Here is an 18990-nt window from a genome sequence, read left to right as displayed (position 1 = left end):
GCTCGAATTTGCTCTTTGCCATTTTCGGCTCTCCGTTTCCTGTCCCTTAGAGGGGAAATCTTTTCATTCTGTTTCAGCGCGAGGCTATTCCGGTCACTTCTGACCGGAATATTTCGCCTGGATTTCCTGCGCGACGTTCGACGGAACCGGCGCGTAGTGATCGAACAGCATCGTGTACTGAGCGCGGCCCTGCGACATGGAGCGCAGGTTGTCCACGTACTTGAACATGTTCGCGAGCGGCACGTGCGCGTTGATCACCACGGCGACGCCGCGCGATTCCTGACCCTGGATTTGGCCACGGCGAGAGTTCAGGTCGCCGATCACGTCGCCGACATAATCTTCCGGCGTCACGACCTCGACCTTCATGATCGGCTCGAGGAGTTGAGCGCCGGCCTTCTTGGCCGCTTCACGGAAGCAAGCGCGCGAAGCGATTTCGAATGCCAGAACCGACGAGTCGACATCGTGGAACGCACCGTCGATGAGAGTGGCCTTGACGCCCAGCATCGGGAAGCCGGCCAGCGGACCCGAAGACAGAACGCTCTCGATACCCTTCTGAACGCCCGGGATGTATTCCTTCGGAACCGCACCGCCGACGATCTTGGATTCGAAGACGAAGTCCTCGCCTTCCGGGTTAGGCTCGAAGACGATCTTGACGCGCGCGAACTGACCGGTACCACCGGACTGCTTCTTGTGCGTATAGTCTTCTTCGTGCTGACGCGTGATGGTCTCGCGGTAAGCGACCTGCGGAGCGCCCACGGATGCTTCCACCTTGAACTCGCGGCGCATACGGTCGACGATGATGTCGAGGTGAAGCTCGCCCATGCCGGCAATGATCGTCTGGCCCGATTCCTCGTCGGTCTTGACGCGGAACGACGGGTCTTCTGCCGCCAGGCGATTGAGCGCGAGGCCCATCTTTTCCTGGTCGCCCTTGGTCTTCGGCTCGATGGCGATCTGGATGACCGGCTCGGGGAATTCCATGCGCTCAAGGATAACCGGCTTCAGCGGATCGCAGAGCGTATCGCCCGTCGTGGTTTCCTTGAGGCCAGCGAGAGCAACGATGTCGCCGGCAAAGGCTTCTTCGATGTCTTCGCGGGAGTTCGAGTGCATTTGCAGCATGCGGCCGACGCGCTCGCGCTTTTCCTTGACCGTGTTCATCACCGACGTGCCCTTTTCGAGCTTGCCGGAATAGATGCGGGCGAAGGTCAGCGAACCGACGAAGGGGTCGTTCATGATCTTGAACGCCAGCATCGAGAGCGGCTCGTTGTCGTCAGCATTACGGGTGATTTCGCCGTCGGTCTTGACGTCGATGCCCTTGATCGCCGGAATATCGACCGGCGACGGCAGGTAGTCGACGACGGCGTCGAGCAGCGGCTGAACGCCCTTGTTCTTGAAGGCGGTGCCGCAGAACATCGGGTGGAACTTCACGTCGATCGTGCCGCGACGAACCAGTTCACGGATCTTGTCGTTGTCCGGATAGGTGCCTTCGAGATAGGCTTCCATTGCCGCTTCGTCGATCTCGACAACCGTCTCGATCAGCTTCTCGCGGTATTCTTCAGCCTTTTCCTTCAGGTCGGCCGGGATTTCGACGACATCCCACTGGGCGCCGAGCGACTCGTCGCGCCAGACGAGGGCGTTCATCTCGATCAGGTCGACGACGCCCTTGAACTCGCTTTCGGCGCCGATCGGCAGTTGCATGACAACCGGGATTGCACCAAGGCGGCTCTTGATCATCTCGACGGAGCGGTAGAAGTCAGCGCCGGTCTTGTCCATCTTGTTGCAGAAGATCATGCGCGGAACATGATACTTCTCGGCCTGACGCCAGACGGTCTCCGTCTGCGGCTCAACGCCGGCGTTGGCATCGAGAAGCGCGATGGCACCGTCGAGCACGCGCAGCGAACGCTCGACTTCGATGGTGAAGTCCACGTGGCCGGGGGTGTCGATGATGTTGAAGCGGCGCATCTTGCCGTCACGGCCCTTCCAGAAGGTCGTGGTGGCTGCAGACGTGATCGTGATGCCGCGCTCCTGCTCCTGCTCCATCCAGTCCATCGTTGCGGCGCCGTCGTGAACTTCGCCGATCTTATGGGACTTGCCGGTGTAATAGAGGATGCGCTCGGTCGTCGTCGTCTTGCCGGCGTCGATATGCGCCATGATACCGAAATTTCGGTAATCTTCGATTTTATATTCGCGAGCCATGGGTGACTGCCTTTCGAGACGTGTTGCCGTTACCAGCGGTAGTGCGAGAACGCACGGTTGGCATCGGCCATCTTGTGCGTGTCTTCGCGCTTCTTCACGGCGCTGCCACGGTTGTTTGCTGCGTCCATGAGTTCGCCGCACAGGCGATCAACCATGGTCGTTTCGTTGCGCTTGCGTGCGGCCGCAATCAGCCAACGGATGGCGAGGGCCTGGCGACGCTCCGGACGGACATCGACCGGAACCTGATAGGTAGCACCACCGACGCGGCGCGAACGCACTTCGACATGCGGAGCAATGTTGTCGAGGGCGGAATGGAACACGGCAATCGGTTCCTGCTTCAGCTTCGACTGGACCGCTTCGAAGGCACCATAGACGATGCTTTCTGCGACGGACTTCTTACCGTCCAGCATGATTGCGTTCATAAACTTCGTGACAACCAGATCACCGAACTTCGGATCCGGGTTGATCTCACGCTTTTCTGCTCTATGGCGTCGGGACATACTTTTCGTCTCTCAACTTTAAATCTTCTGACCAGCGAAATGGCGCCGGTTGCGATGTTATTTCGGACGCTTCGCGCCGTACTTGGAGCGGCGCTGCTTGCGGTTCTTCACACCCTGCGTATCGAGAACGCCGCGGATGATGTGGTAACGAACACCCGGAAGGTCCTTCACGCGGCCGCCGCGGATCATGACCACGGAGTGCTCCTGAAGGTTGTGACCTTCACCCGGAATGTAGCCGATCACTTCGAAGCCGTTCGTCAGGCGGATCTTGGCGACCTTACGGAGAGCCGAGTTCGGCTTCTTCGGGGTCGTCGTGTAGACGCGGGTGCAAACGCCGCGCTTCTGCGGGTTTTCCTGCAGGGCAGGAACCTTGTTGCGCTTTACCTGCGCCTGACGCGGCTTGCGGATCAGCTGGTTTACGGTAGGCATCTAACCATCCCTTACAAAAACTTATCTCGTTACCCTTGCGGGCGGATCGTTTGCCGTCGCCGGCGGTATCGAACGCCTGTGAAATGCGCAAAACGAGGGCCGATCCGCCTTTTCGCAGATGGCCCCAACAAAAGCAGAGGACGCACTATCTCGTGCGTCTTGCGTGCAGCATTGTGTCGTCAGCGTGCGTTTTGAACCTTGTTTGAGGCGAACTCCAGAACGCGCCGTTCCGAACCAGCCAGCCTCACATGGGCTCTGATGCGGCGGGGTGTACTGATTTCGGCGCGATCCGTCAAGGGCAATTAGGAAATATTCTCGGCTTTGCAGCTCTGATATGCCCGGAAAACAAGGCTTTGCGGCGCAACCGGCGCTTCAAACGCAACCAGCGGCCCTTTCCTTTGCGCCATCATCGTCGCCGTTTAAGGAATCAGCAACCTCTTTCTGCCGTTTTTCCACGGTCGCGACTCAGGCTCGTGCAAAGCTTCCCCCCTTCTCTCGCGTCGATCGCCGCAGCTTTCCTCAAGCGGGTTCCGCTTTCGCGAAATATGCAGTAGAGCAGGATGAGGCAAAGTGTGTCCGGTTTCCCCGCATCCCGCGTCTCAATTCATGAGAAACGATCGCGTCAGCGATTTCGGTCCTTCGACCCTAGAATCATCGCGATCCTCCGTTATTATTGCCTGAAGAGGATGTTCCATGCCCGTCACACCGGATAACGACAACGCACCAGACGAACCGCTGGTCTTCATCATCATCGGCAAGGCCTATGAAGCTGACGGAGACAAAGAGGGCGTCGACATTCACGTAATGCTCCGGGCGCCGGACGACGATACCGCCGTGCGGGAGGCGCTGAACGCACTTGCCGAGGAGGGCTTTCTCGAAGCCGATCTCGACCAGATCGGAACCTTGACCGGCATCCCGGACGAGGAGCCGCACGCTTCGGCCTATCAGGGCGCTCTCGAAGGGGAAGTCGCGATCATCCGTTTCAGCTGACGGCCGCTCCGCCAAACAGAAAAGTCCAAAGCAAAAAGAGAGAAGCCGCCCGGAGAGATCCGGGCGGCTTCTTCATTTGATCGAGAGGGTGCCACGTGTCAGGCACCCTTCCCTTTTCTTATTCCGCAGCGGCGTGATCGTCCGCCATGTCGGCGAGCATCGGCGTGGCTGCTTCCGCTCCGGTGCCCTTGCGACGCTCTTCGAGGATCAGCTCGTCGCGCGCTGTGGCGATACGGCGGATCTGCGTCATCGTGCCACCAGTACCGGCCGGGATGAGACGACCGACGATGACGTTTTCCTTCAACCCCTGCAGGCTGTCCGTCTTGCCGGCGACTGCAGCCTCGGTCAGGACCTTCGTGGTCTCCTGGAACGACGCGGCCGAGATGAAGGACGGCGTCTGCAGCGATGCCTTGGTGATGCCGAGCAGGACCGGCTCGCCATAGGCGGGCTTCTTGCCTTCGGCGATCAGCGCGTCGTTGACATCCTCCAGCTCGATGCGGTCGACATTGTCTCCGACGATGTAGGTCGAGTCACCGGCGTCGGTGATCTCCACCTTCTGCAGCATCTGCCGGACGATGACCTCGATGTGCTTGTCGTTGATGACAACGCCCTGCAGACGGTAGACTTCCTGGATCTCGTTGACGAGATAGGAAGCCAGCGCTTCCACGCCCTTGATCGCCAGGATGTCATGCGGCGCCGGGTTGCCGTCGAGGATGTAGTCGCCCTTTTCGATGTAGTCGCCGTCCTGAAGATGGAAGGGCTTGCCCTTCGGAATCAGGTACTCGACCGGCTCGACACCGTCTTCCGCCGGCTCGATCATGACGCGACGCTTGTTCTTGTAATCGCGACCGAAGCGAACCGTACCATCGATCTCCGCGATGATGGCGTGATCCTTCGGACGACGAGCCTCGAACAGCTCGGCAACGCGCGGCAGACCACCGGTGATGTCCTTGGTCTTGGCGCTTTCGAGCGGCGAACGGGCAAGAACGTCACCCTGGCTGACCTTCTGTCCCGGTTCGACCGAGAGGATCGCGTCGACCGAGAGCATGAAGCGGGCTTCGCCACCGCGAGCAAGCTTCGCGATGCTGCCGTTCTTGTCCTTGATGACGATCGCGGGCTTCAAGTCCGTGCCGCGCGGCGTCGAGCGCCAGTCGATAACCTGGCGCTTGGTGATGCCGGTCGACTCGTCCGTCGATTCGAGAACGGAGATACCGTCGATCACGTCTTCGAAGTGAACGGTGCCTTCCACTTCCGTCATCATCGGACGGGTGTAGGGGTCCCACTCGGCGAGGCGCTGGCCGCGCTTCACCTTGTCGCCGTCGTCGACGAAGATCTTCGAACCATAGGCCACACGCTGCGAGGAACGCTCCACGCCGCGCTCGTCCAGGATCTGGATCGCCATGTTGCGACCCATGGCAACAAGCGTGCCATCGGAATTGCGCAGCATGTTGCGGTTCTTGATCTGAACCGTGCCCTCATAGGAGGCTTCCAGGAACGACTGGTCGACCACGGTCGCGGTACCGCCGAGGTGGAAGGTACGCATGGTGAGCTGGGTGCCCGGCTCGCCGATCGACTGTGCCGCGATGACGCCGACGGCCTCGCCCATATTGACTGGCGTACCGCGGGCCAGGTCGCGACCGTAGCAGACACCGCAAACACCCGTCTGGATTTCACAGGTCAGCGCCGAACGGATGCGGACGGACTGAATGCCGGCCTTTTCGATGAGTGCGACATCGGCTTCGAGGATCATCTTGCCGGCATCGACGATGCGCTCGCCGGTGACCGGGTTGTCGATGTTGTCGAGCGCCGTACGGCCGAGGATACGCTGGCCGAGCGAGGCAACGACCTGACCGGCATCGACGATCGCCGTCATGGTGAGGCCCTTGTCGGTACCGCAATCGGTATGCGTGACGATGCAGTCCTGCGCGACGTCGACGAGACGACGCGTCAGGTAGCCCGAGTTCGCCGTCTTCAAGGCGGTGTCGGCGAGACCCTTACGGGCACCGTGGGTCGAGTTGAAGTACTCGTTCACGGTCAGGCCTTCCTTGAAGTTCGAGATGATCGGCGTCTCGATGATTTCACCCGACGGCTTGGCCATCAGGCCACGCATGCCACCGAGCTGACGCATCTGGTTCGGCGAACCACGCGCACCCGAGTGCGACATCATGTAGATCGAGTTCATCGGCTTTTGGCGACCGTTATCGTCGAACTCGACTGCCTTGATGCGCGCCATCATCTCTTCGGCGACCTTCTCGGTTGCCTTGCCCCAAGCGTCGACGACCTTGTTGTACTTCTCGCCCTGGGTGATGAGACCGTCATTGTACTGCTGCTCGTATTCCTTCACGAGCGCTTCCGTATCGCCGACGATCTTCGCCTTGGTGTCCGGAATCACCATGTCGTCCTTGCCGAACGAAATGCCGGCGCGGCAGGCATGCGAGAAGCCGAGTTGCATGATCCGGTCGCAGAAGATGACCGTGTCCTTCTGGCCGCAATGGCGGTAGACCGTGTCGATCATCTTCGAGATGTTCTTCTTGGTCATCTCCTGGTTGCAGATATCGAACGGAATGTTCGGGTTCTTCGGCAGGAGTTCGCCGATGATCATGCGACCTGGCGTCGTTTCATAGATCTTCGAAACCGGGTTGCCCTCGGCGTCGACGGTCTTGTAACGGCCGCGGATCTTGGCGTGCAGGGTGACGGCCTTCGTCTCCAGCGCATGGTGCAGTTCGCCCATGTCGGAGAAGGCCATGCCTTCGCCAGGCTCGTTCTGATTCATGATCGAGAGATAATAGAGGCCGAGAACCATGTCCTGCGACGGCACGATGATCGGTGCACCGTTTGCCGGATGCAGGATGTTGTTCGTCGACATCATCAGCACGCGCGCTTCAAGCTGAGCTTCGAGCGACAGCGGCACGTGAACGGCCATCTGGTCGCCGTCGAAGTCGGCGTTGAAGGCCGTGCAGACGAGCGGGTGCAGCTGGATCGCCTTGCCTTCGACCAGGATCGGCTCGAAGGCCTGGATGCCCAGGCGATGCAGCGTCGGCGCGCGGTTGAGGAGCACCGGATGTTCGCGGATGACCTCGTCGAGGATATCCCAGACCTCCGGCTTTTCCTTCTCGACGAGCTTCTTCGCCTGCTTGACCGTCGAGGAGTAGCCCTTAGCGTCGAGGCGGGCGTAGATGAACGGCTTGAAGAGCTCGAGCGCCATCTTCTTCGGCAGCCCGCACTGGTGGAGCTTCAGTTCCGGACCGGTCACAATGACCGAACGGCCGGAATAGTCGACGCGCTTGCCGAGCAGGTTCTGGCGGAAGCGGCCCTGCTTGCCCTTCAGCATGTCAGAGAGCGACTTCAGCGGACGCTTGTTGGCGCCCGTGATGACGCGGCCGCGGCGGCCGTTATCGAACAGCGCATCCACGGATTCCTGCAGCATGCGCTTTTCGTTGCGGATGATGATGCCCGGCGCGCGCAGTTCGATCAGCCGCTTCAGGCGGTTATTACGGTTGATCACGCGACGGTAGAGATCGTTGAGGTCCGACGTCGCGAAGCGGCCGCCATCGAGCGGAACGAGCGGGCGCAGGTCCGGCGGGATCACCGGAATGACCTTCATGATCATCCATTCCGGGCGGTTGCCGGACTCCATGAAGTTCTCGACGATCTTCAGCCGCTTCATCAGCTTCTTCTGCTTCAGATCCGAGCTCGTCTCGGCCATCTCCGCGCGCAGATCGCCGGCGATCTTTTCGAGATTCATCGAAGCGAGCATTTCGTAGATCGCCTCGGCGCCGATCATCGCGGTGAACTGGTCTTCACCGAATTCATCGACCGCGATCATGTACTCTTCTTCGCTCAGGAGCTGGTTCTCCTTGAGCGACGTCAAGCCAGGCTCCGTGACGATGTAGTTCTCGAAATAGAGAACCCGCTCGATATCTTTGAGAGTCATGTCGAGTAGCGTCGCGATGCGGCTCGGCAGCGACTTCAGGAACCAGATGTGGGCAACGGGCGCGGCGAGCTCGATATGGCCCATGCGCTCACGGCGAACGCGCGACAGCGTGACTTCGACGCCGCACTTTTCGCAGATGATGCCCTTGTACTTCATGCGCTTGTACTTGCCGCACAGGCACTCGTAGTCCTTGATCGGACCGAAGATGCGCGCGCAGAACAGACCGTCGCGTTCCGGCTTGAAAGTGCGGTAGTTGATCGTCTCCGGTTTCTTGATCTCACCGTAAGACCAGGAAAGAATCTTCTCCGGCGACGCAATCGAAATCCGGATGGAGTCGAAGGTCTGTGCAGGCACCTGCGGATTGAAAAGATTCATGACCTCTTGGTTCATGCCTGTCTCCTTTGAGGGCATTGAGCCCTGAGCTTGGCGAGGGTGCCGGCAAATCCCGGGCGCCGGCCCCTGCCCCATAAACAGCTAAAACCGCATCGGGTGCGGCCCTTGTTCCTGCCGTGGGCAATCAGGCTGCCCTGCGGCGGAAACGGTGCGCGCCGCCCTTCGCGGCACGCACCTGATATCGTCTTACTCCGCTGCGTCCGGCAATTGCGCCGCCGCGCCGAGATCCTCGACCTTCGAGTTCTCGAGCTCGACCGAGAGGCCCAACGAGCGCATTTCCTTGACGAGAACGTTGAAGCTCTCCGGAATGCCCGCCTCGAAGGTGTCGTCGCCGCGGACGATCGCTTCGTAGACCTTGGTGCGGCCGGCCACGTCGTCCGACTTGACCGTCAGCATTTCCTGCAGCGTGTAGGCAGCGCCGTAAGCCTCCAGCGCCCAGACCTCCATTTCGCCGAAGCGCTGACCACCGAACTGCGCCTTGCCGCCGAGTGGCTGCTGGGTGACGAGCGAGTAAGGACCGATCGAACGGGCGTGGATCTTGTCGTCGACCAAGTGGTTGAGCTTCAGCATGTAGATGTAGCCCACGGTCACCTGGCGATCGAATGCCTCACCGGTACGTCCGTCATAGAGCGTCGACTGACCGGTGACTTTGAGACCGGCCTTCTCGAGCATCTCATTGACATCGGCCTCCACTGCCCCGTCGAAGACCGGAGTGGCGATCGAGACGCCGCGACGGGTCTGCTCGGCCAGCCGAACGATCGACTCGTCGTCATACTGCTTGATCGGCTCGCCCTTCGGACCGGATCCGATGACGTCGTCGATCGTCTGCCGCAGCGGCGCGATATTGCCATTCTCCTGATAGGCGTCGAGCATGGCGCCGATCTTCCTGCCCATGCCGGCGCAGGCCCAGCCGAGATGCGTCTCGAGGATCTGGCCGACGTTCATGCGTGACGGCACGCCGAGCGGGTTCAGCACCACGTCGACATGTGTGCCGTCTTCGAGGAACGGCATGTCTTCGATCGGCACGATGCGCGACACGACACCCTTGTTGCCGTGACGGCCGGCCATCTTGTCGCCCGGCTGGATCTTGCGCTTCACGGCGACGAAGACCTTGACCATCTTCATGACGCCCGGAGGCATCTCGTCGCCGCGCTGGACCTTCTCGACCTTGTCCATGAAGCGTTGTTCAAGGCGCGACTTGGACTCGTCGTACTGGGCGCGAAGCGCTTCGATCTCGCCCTGAGCCTTTTCGTCCTCTACGGCGAACATCCACCACTGCGAGCGCGGATATTCACTGATGACGGCGTTCGAAAGCTCGGTGCCCTTCTTAAAGCCCTTCGGACCGGCAACGGCAACGTGACCACGCAGCATGTCAACCAGGCGAGCATAGACGTTGCGGTCGAGGATCGCCTGTTCGTCATCGCGGTCCTTGGCGAGGCGTTCGATTTCCTCGCGCTCGATAGCCATCGCACGCTCGTCCTTCTCCACGCCGTGGCGATTGAAGACGCGCACTTCGACGACCGTGCCGAAGGTACCCGGCGGCATGCGCATCGACGTATCGCGAACGTCGGACGCCTTCTCGCCGAAGATGGCGCGCAGGAGCTTTTCTTCCGGCGTCATCGGGCTTTCGCCCTTCGGCGTGATCTTGCCGACGAGGATATCGCCCGGCTGAACCTCGGCACCGATATAAACGATACCGGCCTCGTCCAGGTTCTTCAGCGCCTCTTCCGAAACGTTCGGAATGTCACGCGTGATTTCCTCCGGACCAAGCTTGGTGTCGCGCGCCATCACCTCGAACTCTTCGATGTGGATGGACGTGAACACGTCGTCGCGCACGATCCGCTCGGAGAGCAGAATCGAGTCTTCGTAGTTGTAGCCGTTCCAGGGCATGAAGGCGACGAGCGCGTTGCGTCCGAGCGCCAGGTCACCGAGGTCGGTCGATGGACCGTCCGCGATGATATCGCCCTTGTTGATGACGTCACCGACGGTGACCAGCGGGCGCTGGTTGACGCAGGTGTTCTGGTTCGAACGCTGGAACTTCTGCAGACGGTAGATGTCGACGCCCGACTTCGATGGATCGAGGTCTTCGGTGGCGCGGATGACGATACGCGTCGCGTCGACCTGGTCGACGACACCGCCGCGGCGAGCCGCGATGGCAGCACCGGAGTCGCGCGCGACGACCGGCTCCATGCCGGTGCCGACGAACGGAGCCTCGGCTCTGAGCAGCGGCACAGCCTGACGCTGCATGTTCGAGCCCATCAGCGCGCGGTTGGCGTCGTCGTTCTCGAGGAACGGGATGAGCGCGGCCGCGACCGAAACGAGCTGCTTCGGCGAAACGTCCATCAGGTTGATGTTGTCGCGCGGTGCCAGCATAACCTCGCCGGCGTGGCGGCAAACGACGAATTCTTCCGCGAAGGAACCATCCTCGTCGAGCACCGAGTTCGCCTGCGCGACGTGGTACTTCGCCTCTTCCATCGCCGACAGATAGACGACGTCGTTCGTCACCTTGCCGTCGACGATCTTGCGGTACGGGCTCTCGATGAAGCCGTACTTGTTGACGCGGGCGAAGGTGGCGAGCGAGTTGATGAGGCCGATGTTCGGGCCTTCCGGCGTTTCGATCGGGCAGATACGGCCGTAATGCGTCGGATGCACGTCACGGACTTCGAAGCCGGCGCGCTCACGCGTGAGACCGCCCGGGCCGAGCGCCGATAGGCGCCGCTTGTGGGTGATTTCCGAAAGCGGGTTAACCTGGTCCATGAACTGCGACAGCTGCGAGGAGCCGAAGAATTCGCGAACGGCGGCGGCAGCCGGCTTCGCGTTGATCAGGTCCTGCGGCATCACGGTGTCGATCTCGATCGAGGACATGCGTTCCTTGATCGCGCGCTCCATGCGCAGGAGACCCAGGCGATACTGGTTCTCCATCAGCTCGCCGACTGAGCGGACGCGGCGGTTGCCGAGATTGTCGATGTCGTCGATCTCGCCCTTGCCGTCGCGCAGCTCGACGAGCATCTTGACGACCGCCAGGATGTCTTCCTTGCGAAGGATGCGAACCGTATCCGGAACGTCGAGATCGAGACGCATGTTCATCTTCACGCGGCCGACGGCCGAGAGGTCGTAACGCTCCGGATCGAAGAACAGCGCGTTGAACATGGCTTCCGCCGAATCCATGGTCGGCGGCTCGCCGGGGCGCATGACGCGATAGATGTCGAAAAGCGCGTCCTGACGGTTTTCGTTCTTGTCAGCCGCAAGCGTGTTGCGGATGTAGGCGCCGACATTGATGTGGTCGATGTCGAGAACCGGGATCTCGTCGAAACCGGCCGAAAGGATGACCGGAAGCGTCTTCTCGTCGATCTCGTCGCCGGCTTCGAGATAGATCTCACCGGTCTCGAAGTTGACCACATCCTCGGCGAGATAGTTGCCGTAGAGGTCGTCGTCGGTCGCCTTCAGCGCCTTCAGGCCCTTGTCCTGCAACTGACGCAACAGGCGCGGCGTCAGCTTCTTGCCGGCCTCGACAACGACTTCGCCGGTATCGGCGTCGATCATGTCTGCGATCGCCTTCTGGCCCTTCAGCGCATCCGGCTGGAACGGCACGCGCCAGCCATCGCCGTCGCGCTGGTACTGCGACTGCGTGTAGAAGGTGGAGAGGATTTCCTCGCCGTCCATTCCGAGCGCCATCAGAAGCGACGTCACCGGAATCTTGCGGCGGCGGTCGATGCGTGCGTAGACGATGTCCTTGGCGTCGAATTCGATATCGAGCCAGGAGCCGCGATAGGGGATCACGCGTGCGGCGAAGAGCAGCTTGCCGGACGAGTGGCTCTTGCCCTTGTCGTGGTCGAAGAAGACGCCCGGCGAACGGTGCATCTGCGAAACGATGACGCGCTCGGTGCCGTTGACGATGAAGGTACCGTTGTCGGTCATGAGCGGCATGTCGCCCATGTAGACGTTCTGTTCCTTGATGTCCTTGATCGACTTCGCGCCTGTGTCCTCGTCGATATCGAACACGATGAGACGCAGCGTCACCTTGAGGGGCGCTGCATAGGTCAGGTCACGCTGGCGGCACTCTTCCACGTCGAATTTCGGCGGCTCGAATTCGTAAGACACGAACTCGAGCATCGAAGCGCCCGAGAAGTCCTTGATCGGAAATACCGACTTGAAAACGGCTTGAAGTCCCTCGTCCGGACGCCCACCCTTGGGCTCTTCCACCATGAGGAATTGGTCGTAGGATGCCTTCTGAACCTCGATGAGGTTCGGCATCTCCGCGACTTCTGGAATTTTACCAAAAAACTTGCGTACGCGCCTGCGACCGTTGAACGAAAGGGTCTGAGCCATCGTCGCTCCTTGTCAATCTTGCATCCGGGCCTGCAACAGACGGGAACCGCTGGCCAGTCGATCCCGTCGATCAATGAGTAGTTCAATCTCGTCAAGCTTTCGAAAGACGCCAGCACGGATTGCTGTGCTGTCTCCGATCGCGACCATCCTCTTGAAGAACCCATTACCCAAAAGCCGTTTTGCGACAGGCTTTTGGGTAATATGTTCCAAAAACGGTCAAAGAGAGGCGGCCGCAGGGCCACCTCCCCTTGCATATCGCCGAATTACTTGACGTCGACCTTCGCGCCAGCGTCTTCCAGCTTCTTCTTGAGGTCAGCAGCTTCCGCCTTGGAAACAGCTTCCTTGACAGCCTTCGGAGCGCCTTCGACGAGGTCCTTGGCTTCCTTGAGGCCGAGACCGGTGATGGCGCGGACTTCCTTGATGACGTTGATCTTGTTCGCGCCGGCATCCGTCAGGATGACGTCGAACTCGGTCTTCTCTTCTTCAGCGGCAGCAGCAGCACCGCCGGCAGCGCCGCCAGCGGCAGCAACGGCTACCGGAGCAGCGGCAGAAACGCCCCACTTTTCTTCGAGAAGCTTGGAAAGCTCAGCAGCTTCCAGCACGGTCAGCGAGGAGAGGTCTTCAACGATCTTTGCGAGATCAGCCATTTTACTTTTCCTTTTGTTCGGTTCGAACTGGTTTTAACTACAACAGCGAAATTCCGCCTTAGGCGGCTTCGTCCTTCTTGGCATAGGCCGAGAACACACGGGCAAGCTGGCTTGCCGGTGCTGCGACAACCGTCGCGACGCGGGTTGCCGGGGCATTGATGAGGCCCAGCAGCTTCGCGCGCAGCTCGTCGAGCGAAGGCAGGGTCGCGAGCGACTTGACACCTTCGGCGTTGAGCGTGGTTGTCCCCATGGCGCCGCCCAGGACAACGAGCTTGTCGTTGGTCTTGGCGAAATCCACGACGACCTTCGGAGCCGTTACGGGATCGGCGCTGTAAGCAATCAGCGTCTGTCCCTTGAAGAGATCGGTCATCCCTTCAGACTCCGTGCCCTGAAGAGCGATCTTGGCCAGGCGGTTTTTCGCGACTTTGACGGTGCCGCCAGCAGCGCGCATCTTTGAACGGAAGTCGTTCATCTGCGCAACTGTGACACCAGCATAGTGGGCCACGACAACCGAACCGGAAGCCTTGAAGACTTCGTTCAGCTCCGTGACGAATTCGCGTTTTTCCGCTCTTTCCACTGTCTGTCTCCAGTTGGCAGGGTTGCAATTCGCAGCCCTGCCGGGTTTGCCTTTGTCACTCGGGATCATTCTCGATCCCAAGCAACGCTTAAGGATCCTGTCCCTTGGCGTTCCCGGGAGAACCGGGTCTGACACAAGGCAAGCGAGGTTCGAACCGAATTTCGACGCCTCCGGCGTCACTTGAAATCCAGGTCTTACCCGTCTCATGCGGGCAAGGTGATTAAGGTAGAACCACCCGCAATCTCGGACAGGAACGCCGGGCCGAAGCCCGGATATTTCCGGCCTCGAAAGGCCGGAAATTCAGGTTGCGGGCCGTAGCCCTCCTGCATGTTTCCTTAAATCGGAACCGATTTAAGGATAAAAACATGCAGCAATTTCATAGCGCTACAGCGACCTTTGTGCGTCTGAAGACGCACGGCGCTGTAGTATTCATCAGGCAGCGCTGATCGTTGCCGGATCGATCTTGAGGCCGGGCCCCATGGTCGACGAAATGGCAACGCGCTTGACGTAGTTGCCCTTGGCGCCGGTCGGCTTGGCCTTGATGACGGCATCGGCGAAGGCGCGGATATTCTCTTCGAGCGCCTTGGCATCGAAAGATGCCTTGCCGACGCCGGCGTGAACGATACCGGCCTTCTCGACGCGGAACTCGACCGCGCCACCCTTCGACGCCTTGACGGCCGCGGTGACGTCCATGGTGACGGTGCCGACCTTCGGGTTCGGCATCATGCCGCGCGGGCCGAGAACCTTACCGAGACGACCGACGAGCGGCATCATGTCCGGAGTCGCGATGCAGCGATCGAAGTCGATCTTGCCGCCCTGGACGATTTCGACGAGGTCTTCCGCACCCACGACATCCGCCCCCGCAGCCTTGGCTTCGTCAGCCTTGGCGCCACGGGCGAAAACGGCAACACGGACCGAGCGGCCGGTGCCGTTCGGCAGGTTGACGACGCCGCGAACCATCTGGTCGGCGTGGCGCGGATCGACGCCAAGGTTCATCGCGACTTCGATGGTCTCGTCGAACTTGGCGGTCGCACGCTCCTTGACGATCGTCACGGCTTCGGTGAGGCCGTAGAGCTTCGCCGGATCAACGCCCTCGCGGGACTTCTGTACACGCTTTGCAATCTTCGCCATGGTCTTAGCCCGTCACTTCCAGGCCCATGGAGCGGGCGGAGCCCTCGACCATTGCCATTGCGCCTTCGATATCGGCCGCGTTGAGGTCCTTCATCTTGGCCTCAGCGATCGTGCGGATCTGAGCCTTGGAGATCGAGCCGGCCTTGGCCTTGCCCGGCGTCTTCGAGCCCGACTGGATCTTCGCCTCACGCTTCAGGAAGTAGCTGACCGGCGGCTGCTTCATGATGAAGGTGAAGGACTTGTCCTGGTAATAGGTGATGACGACCGGAATCGGCATACCCTTTTCCATTTCCTGCGTGGCGGCGTTGAACGCCTTGCAGAATTCCATGATGTTAATGCCGCGCTGACCAAGCGCAGGACCAATCGGCGGCGACGGGTTCGCCGAGCCGGCCTTGACCTGCAGCTTGAGCTGGCCTGCAACTTTCTTAGCCATTTCTCTCTGCCTCTTGCTGCCCCTTCCCGGCTAAGCCGAAAAGGGAACTCTTCAGCCGGTTGCCCGGCCACTTGCCGGTCGATCGACCGGCGGCTGCGGTTGCGTGGTGCGGATAGACCGACCCGGCTGAGACCGGACACCTCCCACGCGCATGCGGATCACTCCGCCGAGCAGACCGATCAATTCGGCCCACCCATTCTCATGAACTCGGTTCTGTCAGACCTTCTCGACCTGGCCGTATTCCAGCTCTACCGGAGTCGCGCGACCGAAAATCGACACCTCGACCTTCAAGCGCGACCGCTCCTCATCGACATCTTGAACGATGCCGTTGAAGGACGCGAACGGGCCATCCGATACACGGACCTGCTCGCCGATCTCGAACGAAACCGATGGCTTCGGCCGCTCGACGCCGTCCTGCACCTGGCCGAGAATGCGCTCGGCCTCGTAGTCCGGAATCGGAACAGGCTTGCTGTCCGTACCGAGGAAGCCAGTCACCTTCGGGGTGTTCTTGATGAGGTGATAGGCCTCATCGGTGAGGTCGGCGCGAACAAGCACATAGCCCGGGAAGAACTTCCGCTCAGCATCAACCTTGCGGCCGCGACGAACCTCTACGACCTTCTCGGTCGGAACGAGGATCTTTTCGAAGAGATGGGACAGCCCCTTCTGCTTGGCCTTCTCCTCTATCGATTCGGCGACCTTCTTCTCGAAATTCGAATAGGCGTGAACGATATACCAGCGCGCAGCCATGCTACTCTCCACCCAATCAAGCGCCAACGTTGAGGACGAGGCTCATGAGCCAGCCCATCAATTGGTCCGCACCAAAGAAGAAAGCGGCGGCAAAAGAGACCATGACGAAGACCATCAGCGTCGAGATCGTCGTCTCGCGCCGCGAAGGCCAAGTCACTTTTGACGTTTCGGAGCGCACTTGCTGCAGAAACGTGAACGGATTCGTTTTGGATGCCATAAAATGCTCACGCCATTACGGCGCGTAAAGCCGATGTTTCAGCCCCACGCACCGCGTGTCTGTTTGGACCCTACATAAAGACCGATTCAGAAAACCACAAGAGCCAATCAGTCTTTTTTGTGAATATAAAATGACGGCAGGACCGCCTCTCCGCGCATTCTGGCCGATTTCGAACACCGTGGCAAGAATGGCAGAATGGCAGGGGCAGAGGGGCTCGAACCCCCGACCTGCGGTTTTGGAGACCGCCGCTCTACCAACTGAGCTATACCCCTAGACCGCGACACCGTCCCGCAACCGGGACGCATCTGAAGTCTGCGGCTTCATATTCAGTTTGCCGGACGCTTTCAAGCGCATTTGCGACAAAAGGCGAAAAAGATGCAAGAAATTTCCCCAGCCCTGCCCTGCGATGCAATCACCTGCGCGCCAAACCTACAGCTTCACGTATTTCCGCCAATTGTGCTCCTCCTTGAAGCCGAGCACCTCGCGAATCTTCCGATTGGAGAGGAGTCCTTCGAACTCGCCGATCTCCCGCGTGAAGGGAACATTCGGATAGAACCGCTTGGCGAGCTCGCGCGAAGGCGTATTGGCCGAGACAGTATCATTAGCAGCATTGAATATTGCGAAACCGAGGCCGTCCTTCTCGACGCAGAGCTTGACGATCTGACCGAGGTCGCGCGCGTCGATGTAGCTCCAGGCGATCCGTTTGCGGATTTCCGGATGCGCGAAATAATGCGGGAAGTGCTCGTATTCGTGCGGCTCGATCACATTGCCGATCCGAAGCGCGTAAATGTCGAAGCCGGAGCGTTCCGCGAAAGCCCGCGCCGTATTCTCGTTCACCACCTTGGAGAGGCCGTAGGAGTCCATCGGATTTACGTCGTAATCCTCCTCCAGCGGGAACTGATGGAAATCCCGGTAACCCTCGGCGAAACAGACGCCGTAGGTCGTCTCGCTCGAAGCGACGATGATCTTGCGGATCCCGAGCTTCACCGCCGCCTCTATGACGTTGTAGGTGCCCATCACGTTCACCCGGAAGGTCTCGTTGTCGGGCTTGATGAGGATGCGCGGGATGGCCGCGAAGTGCACGACGGCATCGAAGGGCTGCGGCCCGCGATCAAGATCGGGAAAGTCCCGATGCATCGAAAGCGCATTGAACATCTGGCCACTGTCGGTGATGTCGGCGATCAGATTGGTGACGCCGGGGCTGTCGAGCGGCACGAGATCGACATTGTGCACCTCGTAGCCGGCCTCTACGAGATAAGGCACGGCATGCCGTCCGGCCTTGCCGGCACCGCCGGTGAAAAGAATCCGCTTCTTCATAATGCCTCCCCCAAAAGAAAACGAAACGATAGTTAGATTCTTTGCGCCTATGCGCAAGATGCGCTGCATGCGGACAGCGCCGCAAACGCCACTCACAACATTGGAATTCAACCCGCCTTTGTTACCTCACCATCGCAAGCTGTAGCGGATGTCGAATATGCTACGGGGCGCGAGCAGCGGGTCGGCAACGGCCGCGCCGAGATGAAGGTTGCCGAACTTCTGTTCGATCCCGACGCGAGTCAAACCTCTTACGCCGTCGCTCGAAAATTGCCCCTGCGCAACAAGCGCTGTTCGGGACGCAGGCGATGCAAGCTTGGCGGTTTGCGTGAGCTTAGGTTTCCGGCAGTGGTTCTCATAGGCATTGCACTGGAGGGCTATGCTTCGGTGGACCTCTGCATCCAATGTTGGCGTCACGATCCAGGTCCGCGCAGTACCAGCGCCAACGCTGCCGGTGCCGGTCAAGGCGCTGAAGTCCATCGTTATCTGTGAGGTGCGCGCGGCGGCCCACCTTCCGCTCTTCTGCGACAACGCGCCCCAGAGGCGGACAGGCGCATCCGGTGGATTGAGTTTCCCCGAAGGCGCTGCGCCCATCGAGAGATCGGCGCCGGCGCTCGTATCCCAGCGCCCCGGCAACCGTACACCAAGGCGCAGCTTGTAGGCGTTGGGCCCGGTCTTCGAAGGTGCCCAGATAAGCGGGTCGTTGTCAGCGGCTGACGCTTTGTGCGGAGCAGGCCCGACGCAAACAAAAGCGATTCCCACCGCGGCAAGCCGCGCAAGAATGCGTCTTTTCATTTGGGATTTCCGATCCTCGGTCGCAACCGGTTGCCATTCAGGCAAATCGTCAGGTGCGAAGCATAGCACAGACCGGCAACAAAGACCTCACGCTAATCGGCCGATGCACGGCACTTGATGAGGACTGTTGCAAACATCACACGCGAAGAGCATCGGAACGAGCATCCGCTGCGCATACAAAAACCCCGCAGTTGCCTGCGGGGTTGCGAAGTCCGGACGAGACCGGAATTTACTTGATGATCGAGGCGACGATGCCGGCGCCGCGTGCAAATCGCGCTTGCGCGCTATTTGCACCTTATTTGCTGCCGTCGGCAGCTTGCGGCATCGCCTTTGCGATCATTACTTGATGATCGAGGCGACG

General features: G+C 60.2%; 15 protein-coding genes and 1 tRNA gene. 2 read left to right on the top strand and 14 right to left on the bottom strand.

The genetic code is table 11. The features are described 5' to 3' along the window. Window positions 1-93 precede the first annotated feature (93 nt). From fusA to rpsL, 3 genes are read right to left on the bottom strand one after another with little or no spacing between them, the layout of a single operon-like run. Window positions 94-2193: an elongation factor G gene (fusA, locus tag AYK65_RS06875; RefSeq protein ID WP_026612435.1), complete on the bottom strand. Its 2100-nt coding sequence runs from the start codon at window positions 2191-2193 to the stop codon at window positions 94-96. A gap of 29 nt (window positions 2194-2222) precedes the next feature. Next, window positions 2223-2693, bottom strand: coding sequence for a 30S ribosomal protein S7 (rpsG, locus tag AYK65_RS06870; protein ID WP_026612436.1), 471 nt, complete (start codon window positions 2691-2693; stop codon window positions 2223-2225). A 57-nt stretch (window positions 2694-2750) separates the two neighbouring features. Further along, window positions 2751-3122: a 30S ribosomal protein S12 gene (gene rpsL / locus AYK65_RS06865; protein ID WP_003507760.1), complete on the bottom strand. Its 372-nt coding sequence runs from the start codon at window positions 3120-3122 to the stop codon at window positions 2751-2753. A gap of 693 nt (window positions 3123-3815) precedes the next feature. Here rpsL and AYK65_RS06860 point away from each other — a divergent pair. Next, entirely contained in the window at window positions 3816-4112 is a 297-nt protein-coding gene (locus AYK65_RS06860) for a hypothetical protein (protein ID WP_026612437.1), read from the top strand. Between the two features lie 118 nt (window positions 4113-4230). Here AYK65_RS06860 and rpoC read toward each other — a convergent pair whose 3' ends face one another. The 11 genes from rpoC to AYK65_RS06805 all read right to left on the bottom strand — a co-directional run bounded on the left by rpoC (window position 4231) and on the right by AYK65_RS06805 (window position 18629). Next, window positions 4231-8436 carry a DNA-directed RNA polymerase subunit beta' gene (rpoC, locus tag AYK65_RS06855; protein WP_026612438.1) on the bottom strand — a complete coding sequence of 1402 codons (4206 nt, stop codon included), beginning with the start codon at window positions 8434-8436 and terminating at the stop codon, window positions 4231-4233. A 189-nt stretch (window positions 8437-8625) separates the two neighbouring features. After that, window positions 8626-12768, bottom strand: a complete 4143-nt coding sequence (gene rpoB / locus AYK65_RS06850) for a DNA-directed RNA polymerase subunit beta (protein WP_046118279.1) — start codon at window positions 12766-12768, stop codon at window positions 8626-8628. Window positions 12769-13031: 263 nt separating this feature from the next. After that, window positions 13032-13415: a 50S ribosomal protein L7/L12 gene (rplL, locus tag AYK65_RS06845; RefSeq protein ID WP_012707747.1), complete on the bottom strand. Its 384-nt coding sequence runs from the start codon at window positions 13413-13415 to the stop codon at window positions 13032-13034. Window positions 13416-13473: 58 nt separating this feature from the next. Continuing rightward, window positions 13474-13992, bottom strand: a complete 519-nt coding sequence (rplJ, locus tag AYK65_RS06840; protein ID WP_026612440.1) for a 50S ribosomal protein L10 — start codon at window positions 13990-13992, stop codon at window positions 13474-13476. Window positions 13993-14424: 432 nt separating this feature from the next. After that, window positions 14425-15123, bottom strand: a complete 699-nt coding sequence (gene rplA, locus AYK65_RS06835) for a 50S ribosomal protein L1 (RefSeq protein ID WP_026612441.1) — start codon at window positions 15121-15123, stop codon at window positions 14425-14427. Between the two features lie 4 nt (window positions 15124-15127). Further along, window positions 15128-15556: a 50S ribosomal protein L11 gene (rplK, locus tag AYK65_RS06830; protein WP_012707743.1), complete on the bottom strand. Its 429-nt coding sequence runs from the start codon at window positions 15554-15556 to the stop codon at window positions 15128-15130. A 216-nt stretch (window positions 15557-15772) separates the two neighbouring features. Continuing rightward, window positions 15773-16303, bottom strand: a complete 531-nt coding sequence (nusG, locus tag AYK65_RS06825; RefSeq protein WP_026612442.1) for a transcription termination/antitermination protein NusG — start codon at window positions 16301-16303, stop codon at window positions 15773-15775. Window positions 16304-16319: 16 nt separating this feature from the next. Next, a complete protein-coding gene (secE, locus tag AYK65_RS06820; protein WP_026612443.1) occupies window positions 16320-16520 on the bottom strand; it encodes a preprotein translocase subunit SecE in 201 nt (66 codons plus the stop codon). A 196-nt stretch (window positions 16521-16716) separates the two neighbouring features. Continuing rightward, window positions 16717-16792, bottom strand: a tRNA-Trp gene (locus AYK65_RS06815). Window positions 16793-16949: 157 nt separating this feature from the next. Further along, window positions 16950-17837 (bottom strand): NAD-dependent epimerase/dehydratase family protein, encoded by an 888-nt coding sequence (locus AYK65_RS06810; RefSeq protein WP_026612444.1) that lies wholly within the window; start codon window positions 17835-17837, stop codon window positions 16950-16952. 126 nt (window positions 17838-17963) lie between these two features. Further along, window positions 17964-18629 (bottom strand): hypothetical protein, encoded by a 666-nt coding sequence (locus AYK65_RS06805; RefSeq protein WP_046118280.1) that lies wholly within the window; start codon window positions 18627-18629, stop codon window positions 17964-17966. Between the two features lie 127 nt (window positions 18630-18756). On the opposite strand from AYK65_RS06805, the gene AYK65_RS32720 reads away from it, so the two are divergent. Further along, the coding region (locus AYK65_RS32720) for a hypothetical protein (protein ID WP_210189746.1) at window positions 18757-18990 on the top strand (234 nt) is incomplete at its 3' end.

The sequence above is a fragment of the Ensifer aridi genome (assembly GCF_002078505.1).
Lineage (GTDB): Bacteria > Pseudomonadota > Alphaproteobacteria > Rhizobiales > Rhizobiaceae > Sinorhizobium > Sinorhizobium aridi.
Note: the sequence above shows the minus strand (reverse complement) of the source record. Positions and strands in the feature narration are given on the sequence as shown.